Origin of the sequence: Bacteroides sp. AF34-31BH (genome assembly GCF_003602795.1) — a bacterium.
Lineage (GTDB): Bacteria > Bacteroidota > Bacteroidia > Bacteroidales > Bacteroidaceae > Bacteroides > Bacteroides uniformis.
On sequence record NZ_QTLV01000004.1, the window covers coordinates 344,093 to 356,713 of the forward strand.

The following is a 12,621-nucleotide window of genomic DNA, read 5'->3' on the forward strand; positions in this document are numbered from 1 at the left end:
ATTACTTTGAAGGGTTGTTGTCCTTTGATTTATTCTCAGCAGGAGCGGTCGGCTTCGTTTCGGAAACAACCTGCTTGTTCAGAGAATCACTCGTCTGCTCTTCCTCCTTTTTAGGAACGGCAGCCTGGGCACGTACTTTCATACCCGGAGTCAGCTTGTGGAAACCTTCAGTCACAATTTGTTCTCCGGCAACCAGACCACGCTCAACCACCCAATTGTTGCCAAATTCAGGTCCCAGTTCAATGAAACGCTTTTCAACCGTAGAGTCCCGGCGCATCACAAAAATATATGCACCACCTTTCTCAATGGTAACCGCCTTTTGAGGAACGGCGACAGCACCCTCACGTACATCCAGCAATAGCTTAACCTTTGTAAACTGCCCCGGTAACAACACTTTGTTAGGGTTCGGCATTTCGGCACGCACGGAGAATGTTCCGGTCTGAGGGTCCACCTGAGGTTCGGCAAAATCCACATAGCCCTTATAAGGATAGACGGTATTATCCGCCAAAGTAATCGTAATGTTCGGCTGCCAGGAACGTGTAGAGTCCTGACGCCCTATATCGATATTCCGTTCCTTGCTTTTCAGGTAATCCAATGCCGTCATGCTGAAATCTACCAGAACCGTATCACTTTTCACAACCGTAGCCAGCAAGGACTTGCCTCCCGGTCCGACCAATGTTCCCAAATCCACATTTCTTTCACTGATATGTCCCGATAGCGGAGAACGGACCAACGTATATCCCAATTCCAATTCAGCCTGGTCCAAATCGGCCTGGCTCATCGCTACTGAGGCTTCTGCAGTCTCGTAAGCAGCCTGGGCATTGTCCAAATCCAGCTGGCTGGCAGCGTTCTGCGCATAGAGGGGGCGGATACGCTCCAAATCGCGCTTTGCCTTCAATGCCTGCGCTTCATCCTTCTTTAACTGTGCACGAGCTTTGTCAGCCTTTGCCCTATACTGGTCCTGGTTTATCACAAAAAGTACCTGGTTCTTGGTGACATATGTTCCTTCTGCGAAAAGCATATTCTCCAAATACCCTTCCACACGCGCACGTACCTCTACAAACTGCTGAGCGCGAATACGTCCCACGTACTCGCCATATATCTCCACATCTCCTTTTTCCGCAGATTCCACAATCACGGTAGGAGCTTCCGATTCCACCTTCTTAGGCCAAGTCAGAATAACGTAACCTGCCAACAATACCGCCATGCAGGCAACCATCATCAGCAACCTCTTCTTCTTTAGTTTCAATTCTTTTTTCGTAAAAAACTGTCTCATGCTTGTTTGTATATTAAATTTAACCCTGTTTCTTTCTATTAAAGCAAATCCGATGCCAATCTATCACTATCTCATCCATTACGTCTAACAAACTATATATCAAGCAGAAAAGCAGACGGCAGTTCTTTATTCATGGTGGCATCCTCCATTTTTCCCTGTGGAATGTGTCCACAGTTTGTGGAATAATTCCACAAAACTACTAAATTAAAAACACATAAAAACCCTTTTTTGCTCTACACTAACAAAGAAAAACATTATCTTTACCGAAAATAATTCAGATTATTCATTTTAAACGTAAAGATTATGGCAAGTAGAAAAGAACTAAAGAAGAATATAAACTATATTGCAGGTGAATTGTTCACAGAGTGTCTTGTAAACAGCTTATATGTGCCTGGAACAGACAAACAAAAAGCCGATGAACTGATGGCTGAAATTCTGAAAATGCAAGATGAATTCATAAGCCGCATCAGCCACACCGAGCCAGGAAATGTAAAAGGTTTCTACAAAAAACTTCGTGCTGACTTCAATGCAAAAGTAGACGAAATTATTGACGCAATGGGCAAACTGAAATAAGATGAAGAAAGCCTTTTATAGCTTCATTTATTATCGCCTGCTGGGCTGGAAGACAAACGTGACGGTGCCCGACTACGACAAATGTGTAATTTGTGCGGCACCCCATACTTCCAATTGGGACTTATTTATCGGTAAATTGTTTTATGGTGCCATCGGTCGCAAGACCAGTTTCATGATGAAAAAGGAATGGTTCTTTTTTCCTCTGGGACTGATATTCAAAGCCGTTGGCGGCATTCCGGTGAACCGGGGACGTAAATCTTCCTTAGTGGACCAAATGACCGAAAAGTTTGCAAACAGCAAGCATTTCCACCTGGCTATTACACCGGAAGGAACCCGTAAAGCCAATCCCAACTGGAAGAAAGGTTTTTATTACATAGCACTTAAAGCACAAGTGCCCATCATGCTTATCGGGATTGATTATCCTTCCAAGACCATCTCCTCTACCAAGGCTGTCATGCCTACCGGAGACATCGAAAAGGATATGCGCGAGATAAAACTGTACTTCAAGAACTTTAAAGGAAAAAATCCCGAAAATTTTGATTTAGGAAATATCTAATCAGGTATTAAGCATTAATGCCATGCGAATAAGCATCTTGCAAACAGACATCGTCTGGGAAAATAAACAAGAAAATCTCCGTCGTCTCCGCGAGAAGTTAGAAACTCTTCGTGGAACAACGGAGATTGTTGTTTTACCGGAAACATTCTCCACCGGCTTCAGTATGGACACCGCCAGCTTGGCCGAACCCACAACGGGAGAAACCATCGCAACACTGCGCCAATGGTCCGAAGAGTACCGGCTTGCTCTTGCCGGCAGCTATATTGCCTGCGAAACAGCCTCGGAAGGCAGAAAGCCATCCTACTACAACCGCGCATTCTTCCTTACGCCCGAAGGCAATACTTACTATTACGACAAACGCCACCTCTTCCGGATGGGGCACGAGACAGAACATTTCACCTCCGGTAACCGGCGTCCCATCATCCGATATCGCGGCTGGAACATACTGCTGCTTGTATGCTATGACCTTCGTTTCCCGGTCTGGAGCCGCAATACGAGCAATGAATACGACCTCCTGATTTACGTCGCCAACTGGCCCATTCCCCGCCGGAAAGTCTGGGACATCCTGCTGCAAGCGCGCGCGCTGGAAAACATCAGTTATGTCTGCGGTGTCAACCGTATCGGCAAGGACGGCAGAGACATTCCACACAGCGGAGGCAGTGTGGTCTACTCTCCGAAGGGGGAAGTGCTTGCCACTGTGCCCGACAACGAAGAGGCGATTGCCACCGCCTCCCTCAACCTTTCCTCCCTGCAGGAGTTCAGGCTAAAGTTTCCCGCTTGGAAAGATGCGGACGAGTTCGTTATTTCTTCAAATAATAGTTCACAGTAGTCACTACACGTACGCTTTTTATATAAGGAGTATAGGCATCGCGGTCACTTATGGAGAACTGCCCTTGCGAGGCATTGCGGATTTTCCCCAGTTCACTGTCCGAATCCTTGGCAAACTTCTCGGCTGCAGCACGAGCGTTCTTCGTGGCCTCCTCTATCATTCTGGGCTTCACTTCGTTGAGACCGGTGAATTCATAAGACACATTATATTTATAATCCCCTCCCGTGATGGCAATACCCTGCTTCAAGAGTTCAGCCTGCCCCGACATGAGCTTACGCACCCTATCCACATTCTTGGAAGTGACAGTGATGACAGACGTGGCATTATAACGATAGGCCACGTTGCGGTCAACGTAACGTTCGGCCTGCATGTCAATCACTTCGGGCGGTGCAATACTGATTTCCTCCTTCTCAATACCATTGTTTTCAAGGAAACTCACGATGGCAGCGTTTTTCTTCTCCATATTGGCATAAAGCAGTGCAGGGTCATTACCTATGTCTTTGTAGACAAGAGGCCAGACTACCTTGTCAGCAGGCACTTCCATTTCGGCCAGCCCTTTCACACTGACCACACGATCCTTATTCACAAAATTGTTGATACCGCCTTTTACCATGATTCCCAACAAAAGCAGCCCCACGGCTATGATGGCTGCTTCTACTTTCCAGCTTTTCATACATTGATATTTTAGAGTTTATAAACACACACAAATATAACAAACCCAAACGGAAAAAGAAGTGCGATGGATAGTATTTTTATGATTCCGCATAAATACCACCGATGGGTTAATGGGAATTTATTTCACCACAGAGGACACGGAGTTCTTTCTCTTTTTATGAGCTAAAACTATCATTTAAGGGCGATAACTCCTCTAACTCCCTTAAATGAAAGAGCCGTGTCTACTCCTCTATTAAGATAGCGCATTGTATGCAAGGAGAAGAGATTCTTCGGGCTAAAGCCCTCTGAATGACAGATACTACGGATTTGAATTTATTAAAAACCTCCGTGTCCTCTGTGTCCTCCGTGGTGAAATTTAAATCATTATTTAGGCAGTGCCGCGCACTGCCACACTTCATCGTCCCAAATGCCACACTTTATCGCCCCAAATGCCACAGGTTTCGGGTGGTGAGGTGTGGCATTCCGGACGATGAAGTGTGGCATTTCGACCGGACCACGGCGACAAACAGATTGCTTTCAGCCACAAGCCTTTTCATTACTCCCAGACTCGTGTAGATATACAAAAAGCAACAGCAGCAGTCGATTCCTATTCTGATGATGCTGTTATTATTTCTTTGATAAATTATAATCTACTTCTATTATTTATTCTTTTTCACGTTGTTTTCTGCGCGCCTATCGTCGATTATAGCAATGGCATTTGCAGAATTCAACATGCCCTTTGTGGTTATCGGCAAAACATCCCTTTCATTTGCAGTTTTCAACATAGTTTTCAGGGCAATCCTTTTAAGTAAAATCGCTGTTTTTTAGGGCTTCTTTTATAAGAAATGGTTCGTTATAAAATCACATAGCGTTTAAGATATTCATGCTGCCCTATAGAGGTAGCTATCTCAATTAGTTCTTTGACAAACTTATCACTTATCTTTCTGTTCGGTTTAAACCCGCTCAAAAATCTTTTGAGCATATATGAGCGCAACTTACCTTACATTCGCTTGATTTTTTGGATAAAGCAAACAGACGAATAAAGGTAATTGAGTGTATCACTCAATTACTTTCCATTTCCCATATTTATTGCCACCTTCCCGCGTTATGATTCCTTGTTCTTTAAGAAAAACAATGTGTTTTTGTATGGCAGATTCAGATACTTGAAGTCTTTCAGGTAATTCTTTGCGTGGAATATTCGAATTTTCTTTCAATCGGTTAAAATCAATAAAGAATCTTCCCGGATTCTGAAATTCTATGCAATCATTATAAACTCTGTTAGGAGACCGTCAATGACAGCACCAATCTTCCGGCAAAAAGCCTCATCATTTAAGTTGTTGTAAGCAAACTCACTATTGAACTGTTGAATGCTGCGGCGATAGGTTTGCAACGAGACAGTGTTAATATCTTCCATGCCTATGCCGGGTATAGTCACCTCAGAACGGATTCCGAATGCTTGGTCGCACTGTATTGCCAGAATTTCCATATCTGTAGCACGCTGATCGCCACTACTGGTACGAATAAATGTATTCGCCAGGTTGTTGCTAAAGAAGACGGGCTTTATCGGAGAAGACGATATATAGAAATGTAAATAGTATATTTGACATGAAAAAGAGTTCTTATAGAAACTATTTCAGAGAGTTACAAATTTCGTCGAAGACAAGAAGTGTCAAACTCCCACATTACATATATAGTTTCAATAACCACGGTTTTTTCATTTAACCTTTGATTTAAGGGTACAATCCCCCTACCCATGTCAGTGCGGCATGGGTGAAAATTTCGTTGTTGATAATCAACTTGTTACGAATATATCAAATCTATATTTTTCTCATTTTTGATTCAGAAAATGCAATACGTTAGTGAAGTTTACCGATAACTCCCTTATTATTTCAGCCGTCCCCTTTCTCTTATCTGATATTTTTTTCCTTCTGTTCTTCCAAACTGCAATCAGTGCCAACACCATCCTTTGAATTGTGTCCGGGTTCCTGGCCGACCGTTCAGCTTTACGCTTTATGCTGTCTTGCCGGAGGTTGCGGTCAAGATCCCAGTGCATGCTTTCAATAGCCCAATACTGTTTGGTTATCTGACTAAGCCGCCCTGCACTGCTATCCAGACTTGAAATGTACAGCCGCTGTTCAGATGTACTCCTGCCATCAGACTTTTTCTCTGTAGATGTGAGTATTTCTATGACTGTCAAATTCCCATTCCATTCTTCCCTGTCAGCAATAAGTTCTTCCCCACAGTATATACAGCATACCCTTGACTCAATCCTGCCGTGTTCCAAGCATGGGCTTTCCTTATAAATGTCAGTTGGGGTGGCGGTCTTTATAGAATCTTCAAGTCCATAACGCAAAGAACTTTGATTCGCCTTGAGTTCGATCACGAAGTCCGCTCCTTTATCTCTAATCTTGTCTATTATTACCTTTTGGAATGACATGGCATCCGCTGTGACTACACATCCTAAAACGTCCAGTTTGTCCAATAACCGGGGCACAGATTTAATTTCATTACTTTTCTCCTTGCAAACATCAGTAGCCAAAGTAAAACCCGAACGGAGTGAATATGCAGATACAATATCGGGGTTACGTCCGTTCTGGTACAAGGTACCTCGCATGGCCTTGCCGTCGATGCAAATGATGTCCGTTGCCGAAGCGGGGGTCTCTTTACGGAAAACTCGGCAAAAGCAGACATTCGTTCAGCCATCTTTTCGTCGTCTATGCTTTGAAACACACGGCAAAGCGTAGCTTCTGAAGGTAATCCATACGGGAATAGCCCTTTCGCCTGCAGGCGTTTCAAGTGACGTTTGCCAAATTGAAGTATGTCAGCCCTGGTAATACACTTGCTGAGCGTCCCCCAATATGACAAGCATGAGTATGTCCTCAAGTTTGTGCTTGAAGTTTCCCCTGCTTGTTCTGCGGTATTCAAGGACTGAGGATACAAATTCCCTCAAATGAGTCATGATGCTGCCACGAAAACAGTCAAGGTGTTTCTTCTTTAGTATTATTATACGCAAAAGTTGTATATCAAGGAAATAAATCATATTTTTGCTATCGCAAAAACAAAGGCGAAAGACAATATCGATATCCTATCACTATTGAATTCCCCCTATAAAAAAAATAAAAATGAACGATAAGAAGAACCCCCTAAGGCGGTGCTTCCGCATCGTTGCGCACGAATATAGGGATTTTTACGGCAACAACAAGCGATAAACAATATTTCTTAAATGAAAAAGCCATGTTCAATAACACCTAAAAATATTTTGTATTTTTTAAAAATATATTTATTTTTGTCCATTATAGAATGATAAAGAAAATATAAACCCATTTTCGTTATACAAACTTAGAATCTACTAGGAGCCGCCTAACCCAAACGAGTTAAAGTATCATATTTTCTATTTTAGATTTTCATCGGTTAGACTTAACCGATTGAGGAATAAACTTTTAGCGAATTATTTGAAAAGTGGCGGTAACGAGTTAGCAACCGTGCGAATTTCAGCGTTTTGCGTTGCTATGCTGTCAAATAACTCTTTCATTTGCAAATATAGCATCTTTTTTCGAAAGTACGAACTATCGGCGGCAGTTTTATAAAATCGACTGGCGAAAAAACAAATAGAATTTTCCAAAATAGCTTGGGATAAGCCATTAACGAAATACTTTCTTTTAAGAGCACAGTGGTTTACCCAATAAAATTATATACCTTTGTAACAAGTTAAAGAAGATGTCGCAATGAATCGGATAAAAGAAGCATTGATTGAGGCGGGGATTAGTCAAACTGAATTGGCTAAACGACTTGGCAAAGGTTTTAATATGGTCAATCTATACGCCACGAACAAAGTGCAACCTCCTATACCCGTACTATACAGGATAGCGGAAATACTGAATGTGGATGTGCGTACACTTCTTGTACCTAACGAAATAAAAAAATAGACATATGGCAAATACTAATCTAAAAGAAGCTAAGGCGGCTAAGAATGATGAGTTCTATACGCAATTTCATGACATAGAGATTGAAATGAATGCCTATCTTGAATATGACCCGGACGTGTTTAGGGGAAAGACTGTATTGCTTCCTTGTGATGACCCCGAATGGAGTAACTTTACCCGATACTTTGCTGCCAAGTTCGATGAGTTAGGCTTGAAAAAACTGATTTCTACGAGTTATGCTCCGGATAGCAAAAAATACAAAACACCTTATCAGCCCTCTTTGTTTGAGCAAGAAGCGCCTCAATTCGACCCGTCCAAGGCACAGGTAAAAGGTAAGATATTCATCTTGGAACGAGACAAAAGCGGGGACGGGCGTATCAATATTGATGACCTCGAATGGAAGTATATGGATGGTGACGGGGATTTCCGAAGCAAAGAAGTTACCGAACTTCGTAATGAAGCGGATTTTATTATCACCAATCCGCCGTTCTCCCTCTTTCGTGAGTTCTTGGCTTGGATTGTGGAAGCTGGGAAGAAGTTTGCTGTAATAGGTAACATGAACGCAATCACTTATAAAGAGGTCTTTCCCTTGATAAAAGATAACAAAGTTTGGTTAGGTGCTACAGGAAATGGAAATGATATGGTTTTTGGCGTTCCTGACGGAGCTAAAGTAGATGAGAAAGACAAGGCTAAAGCTGCAAGATTGGGATATGTCGGTAATTATACCCGATTAGGTAATTCATGTTGGTTTACCAGCATAGAGCATGGCCGTCGTCATGAACCATTGCCACTGATGAGCATGGCAGACAACCTCCGCTTTTCCAAACATAAGGAACTGAAAGGCAAAGCTGCCTATGACCGCTACGATAATTATGATGCCATTGAAGTACCTTTTACGGATGCCATTCCTTCAGATTATGATGGAGTGATGGGAGTTCCTATATCCTTTTTGATTAAGTATTGTCCGGAGCAATTTGAAATCTTAGGGATAACTAAAACTTGGTATGGTAGTGCTTCCAAGGTCTATCCAGAACAGATTCAAGTAGACCGTCATGGCAAAGAGACGAAAGTGACGAAACTCAATGACGGGGCAGTCTTGCTTCATTCCGAAGTTCCTCAGAATGAAACATATTATATGGTTGACGGGAAATATTATACCCAAGTTTATGCAAGAGTTCTTATTAAACATATCAGATCATAATTTGCGTATGAGTAATCGGGCATATGTTGAAACCAAAGAGCCATTGCTCCCAATAGCTCCCCTACGGTTCAAATCCGCAAAGTTAGGTGTGTCGGAAATGGTGTATTCCTTGGTTTTTAATCCCCATTGATTGCCCCTATCGGTTATCCCTAAGATTTCAAAGTACTTCATCACTCGCAATTTTTCTAATTAGTACTCGTGCATATGGTTTTTGAGGTATTCCGTTCTCTAAATAGTAAAGCTGACCATCTCGTAAACTGGGATTTAGTTTCTTTAATTCACGGGGGTATGGACGCAAACCAAGTTCTTTTCCTGAATCACCTTGTGTCTGACCTAAGATTTCAACTTAAAAACAAAAACAATAAATTATGACACAACATAATACCATCAAGCTTTTTGAAGCTAAAAAAGTCCGTACTATTTGGGACGACAAAGATGAAAAATGGTACTTTTCCATAGTGGATGTGGTGGCTGTCCTAACCGATAGCCCTAATCCTCGTAAGTATTGGAGTGTCTTGAAAACACGTTTAAAAAAAGAAGGGAGTGAGTTGACTACAAATTGTAGTCAACTGAAAATGAAATCGGCTGATGGAAAGATGTATTTAACCGATGTGGCAGATACTCAGCAGCTTCTCCGTTTGATTCAGTCTATTCCATCGCCCAAAGCAGAACCGTTCAAGCAATGGATGGCACAAGTGGCGACTGAACGTCTTAACCAAATGCAAGACCCCGAACTCTCTATCAATCAAGCACTGGTGGACTATAAGCGGTTGGGGTATTCGGATAATTGGATTAATCAGCGTCTCAAATCCATAGAGATTCGTAAAGACCTCACGGATGAATGGAAGCGGCACGGATTGCAAGAGGGAGTGCAGTTTGCTACGCTGACCGATATTATTTATCAGACTTGGAGTGACATGACCGCCAAGGAATATAAGCAGTTCAAAGGTCTGAAAAAAGAGAACTTACGTGACAATATGACCAATAAGGAATTGGTGCTAAATATGTTGGCGGAACTTTCCACCAAAGAAATATCTGAAAGTAAAAATCCGGAAACATTTCGGGAACACATGGATGTGGCGGAAGCCGGTGGTGAGATTGCCCGCAATGCCCGTATGGAGTTGGAAGCCAAGACGGGTAAGGCAGTCATCAGTCCGCTGAACGCCAAGACAGGCATTGCGCTCAATTCATCTCCGGAAGAAGAAGACACAAAAGAATAATCCTAAAAAGTGAATCAATATCATGAAGACAACATTGCATACAGAATGGACTGTCGAAGACATCTGTAAAGGATTTACCTACAACGAATTGGAAGGTAAAGGTCTGTTTGGATTGGACGGGCGGCTCACTATCCAACCCGAGTATCAACGCCATTACATCTACAACGATGGGAAACGTGATGTAGCGGTGATAGAATCCCTGCTGAAAGGTTATCCCATCGGACTAATCTATTTCAACCGGACTGTGGACGGACGATTTGAAGTACTTGACGGGCAGCAACGCATCACTTCTATCGGTCGGTTCGTTACAGGAAAATTCGCCATCAAGGATGAAGCGGATAACGTACAGTATTTCTCGGGATTGCCCGAAGAGCAGCAACAAAAGATTATGCAATCCTCTCTGCTGGTATATGAATGCGAGGGTGAAGAAAAGGAAATAAAGGAGTGGTTCAAGACCATCAATATTGTAGGCATTCCGCTCAAGGAGCAGGAATTGCTCAATGCCATCTATTCGGGCGAGTTCGTAAATGCAGCCAAGCGGGTGTTCAGTAATTCCCAAAATGCGGAAATACAGAAATGGAGTCATTATATCAAGGGAGATGTGAAACGGCAGGATTATCTGGCGGAAGCCCTCCGGTGGATTTGCGACAGTAAGGGGATGAGCATTGATGCCTATATGAGCATACACCGTCACGAGCCTTCCACGGGAGAATTGGAAAGTTATTTCCGTTCTGTGATTGACTGGGTATCGGCTACCTTTACTATGGTAGAGCGTGACATGTGCGGCTTGGAATGGGGACGGCTGTATGAAACGTACCATGCCACCCCTTATAGCACCGTCCATGTCGCGGAACGGGTAAAAGCCTTGCAAGCGGATGAAAGTGTGCGGTGTCCCCGAAATATTTACGAATATGTACTGGGTGGAGAAGAGGATAAGAAACTGCTTGACATCCGTATCTTTGAAGAATCAACCAAGCGGGCTGCTTACAAGCGTCAGACCGAAGCGGCTGAGAAACAAGGAATTTCCAATTGTCCGCTCTGTGCGTTGGGGAATAATGCCAACAAGACCCGCATTTACAAACTTTCGGAAATGGATGCCGACCATGTGACTGCATGGAGCAAGGGAGGGGCAACCAGCATGGAAAATTGCGAGATGCTTTGTAAAACCCATAATCGTTCAAAGGGAAATCGGTGAAAGTGTGTTATTTTGAGAGAGTTAAATCAATTAATTCTCTCAAAATATGAACAATAAAAAAACATTTCACGAAGTTTCCGAGATTTGGTGTGATGCAAAGCGTCCGATAGTGAAGCATTCCACCCTATGTGCTTATCAGCTTACGTTACAAACACACCTATTGCCACGATTTGGCGCTGCGGAAAATATAACAGAGAAGGATGTCCAGCAGTTTGTGATAGACAAATGTACTTCCGGATTAGCAAGAAAAACAGTCCGGGATATAGTGGCAGTGCTCAAATCTGTTATCAAATACGGGAATAAGCACGGGATTTTCCATTTTGAAGAATGGGAAATCGAATATCCTACCCAAACAGAAAACAAACTGCCGCCCACATTGTCATTAAATCATCAGCGTATATTGATGCGTCACTTGCTGGAACAGCCCACTCCACAAAATATAGGTGTACTGTTGGCTCTCTGTACCGGAATGAGAATCGGTGAGGTTTGTGCTTTGAAATGGGAAGATGTGGATTTTGCACAAAAGACAGTCATCGTGAAGCATACTGTAGGCAGAATATATAACTGTGAGTTGAAATCTACAGAAAGGGTTCACTCTTCCCCAAAAACCAAGAATTCCTATCGTGAGATTCCTATATCCAAACAGCTTCTCCAAGCGTTGAAAATGGTAAGGAAACAATCTCAATCCCCATACGTGGTAGGCACTTCCACACAATCTAAAGAGCCCCGTTCTTATCGTGATTATTTTGGCAGGTTGCTAAAACGATTGGATATTCCCCACTTGGTCTTTCATGGACTTAGGCATACATTTGCGACCCGATGTATTGAAAGCCAGTGTGATTATAAAACTGTCAGTGTCATACTCGGTCACTCAAATGTGGCAACGACACTTAATCTGTACGTTCATCCTAATCTCAATCAAAAGAAACGGTGTATTGACCGTATGAGTAATTTCTTGGGAATAACATGAGTTAGTCTTGGACTCTATATATACATGGGGGACAAAAAATGTCCTCCATGTATGTGATGCGCATGATTGACTATAGCTTGAAGCCTTTATTCTTTTTCTGAATAGGCTTCAAGCCGACATTCTGTTGTAATCGTTCAAATTGTTTCTTGAACCATTCCCCGATATGCAGTCCGTGTAGCTAACACTTGAAAAGGGACCCGGGTAGCATTTGAAACGTGTACCAC

Annotated in this window: 13 protein-coding genes; 8 read left to right on the forward strand and 5 right to left on the reverse strand. The window is 42.8% G+C overall.

Annotation, left to right across the window (positions count from 1 at the left end; translation table 11 throughout):
- Window position 1: 1 nt before the first annotated feature.
- Window positions 2-1,276, reverse strand: coding sequence for an efflux RND transporter periplasmic adaptor subunit (locus DWZ67_RS09550; RefSeq protein WP_057097699.1), 1,275 nt, complete (start codon window positions 1,274-1,276; stop codon window positions 2-4).
- Window positions 1,277-1,579: 303 nt separating this feature from the next.
- Here DWZ67_RS09550 and DWZ67_RS09555 point away from each other — a divergent pair, with 303 nt between their 5' ends.
- From DWZ67_RS09555 to DWZ67_RS09565, 3 genes are read left to right on the forward strand one after another with little or no spacing between them, the layout of a single operon-like run.
- Entirely contained in the window at window positions 1,580-1,849 is a 270-nt protein-coding gene (locus DWZ67_RS09555; RefSeq protein ID WP_005826660.1) for a hypothetical protein, read from the forward strand.
- A gap of 1 nt (window position 1,850) precedes the next feature.
- Window positions 1,851-2,405 carry a 1-acyl-sn-glycerol-3-phosphate acyltransferase gene (locus DWZ67_RS09560; protein WP_005826663.1) on the forward strand — a complete coding sequence of 185 codons (555 nt, stop codon included), beginning with the start codon at window positions 1,851-1,853 and terminating at the stop codon, window positions 2,403-2,405.
- Window positions 2,406-2,427: 22 nt separating this feature from the next.
- Window positions 2,428-3,234: an amidohydrolase gene (locus tag DWZ67_RS09565; RefSeq protein ID WP_005826667.1), complete on the forward strand. Its 807-nt coding sequence runs from the start codon at window positions 2,428-2,430 to the stop codon at window positions 3,232-3,234.
- On the opposite strand, the gene DWZ67_RS09570 is transcribed toward DWZ67_RS09565, so the two are convergent.
- The 4 genes from DWZ67_RS09570 to DWZ67_RS09585 form a co-directional block, all read right to left on the reverse strand.
- Window positions 3,206-3,907, reverse strand: coding sequence for an SIMPL domain-containing protein (locus DWZ67_RS09570; RefSeq protein ID WP_016273396.1), 702 nt, complete (start codon window positions 3,905-3,907; stop codon window positions 3,206-3,208). The genes DWZ67_RS09565 and DWZ67_RS09570 overlap by 29 nt on opposite strands.
- A gap of 1,039 nt (window positions 3,908-4,946) precedes the next feature.
- Window positions 4,947-5,102, reverse strand: a complete 156-nt coding sequence (locus DWZ67_RS20670; protein ID WP_165852465.1) for an HTH domain-containing protein — start codon at window positions 5,100-5,102, stop codon at window positions 4,947-4,949.
- Between the two features lie 41 nt (window positions 5,103-5,143).
- Window positions 5,144-5,374: a hypothetical protein gene (locus DWZ67_RS09580; protein ID WP_016273394.1), complete on the reverse strand. Its 231-nt coding sequence runs from the start codon at window positions 5,372-5,374 to the stop codon at window positions 5,144-5,146.
- 342 nt (window positions 5,375-5,716) lie between these two features.
- Complete coding sequence (locus tag DWZ67_RS09585) at window positions 5,717-6,526, reverse strand: ISAs1 family transposase (protein ID WP_310591525.1); 810 nt, start codon at window positions 6,524-6,526, stop codon at window positions 5,717-5,719.
- Between the two features lie 1,087 nt (window positions 6,527-7,613).
- On the opposite strand from DWZ67_RS09585, the gene DWZ67_RS09595 reads away from it, so the two are divergent.
- From DWZ67_RS09595 to DWZ67_RS09615, 5 genes are all read left to right on the forward strand, one after another.
- Window positions 7,614-7,814 carry a helix-turn-helix domain-containing protein gene (locus DWZ67_RS09595; protein ID WP_005834452.1) on the forward strand — a complete coding sequence of 67 codons (201 nt, stop codon included), beginning with the start codon at window positions 7,614-7,616 and terminating at the stop codon, window positions 7,812-7,814.
- Window positions 7,815-7,818: 4 nt separating this feature from the next.
- Window positions 7,819-9,012: an adenine-specific methyltransferase EcoRI family protein gene (locus tag DWZ67_RS09600; RefSeq protein WP_057098035.1), complete on the forward strand. Its 1,194-nt coding sequence runs from the start codon at window positions 7,819-7,821 to the stop codon at window positions 9,010-9,012.
- 368 nt (window positions 9,013-9,380) lie between these two features.
- Window positions 9,381-10,232 (forward strand): Bro-N domain-containing protein, encoded by an 852-nt coding sequence (locus tag DWZ67_RS09605; RefSeq protein WP_005834447.1) that lies wholly within the window; start codon window positions 9,381-9,383, stop codon window positions 10,230-10,232.
- Window positions 10,233-10,254: 22 nt separating this feature from the next.
- Entirely contained in the window at window positions 10,255-11,427 is a 1,173-nt protein-coding gene (locus DWZ67_RS09610) for an HNH endonuclease family protein (protein ID WP_057098036.1), read from the forward strand.
- 46 nt (window positions 11,428-11,473) lie between these two features.
- A complete protein-coding gene (locus DWZ67_RS09615) occupies window positions 11,474-12,397 on the forward strand; it encodes a tyrosine-type recombinase/integrase (RefSeq protein ID WP_016272402.1) in 924 nt (307 codons plus the stop codon).
- The last annotated feature ends 224 nt before the right edge of the window (window positions 12,398-12,621 follow it).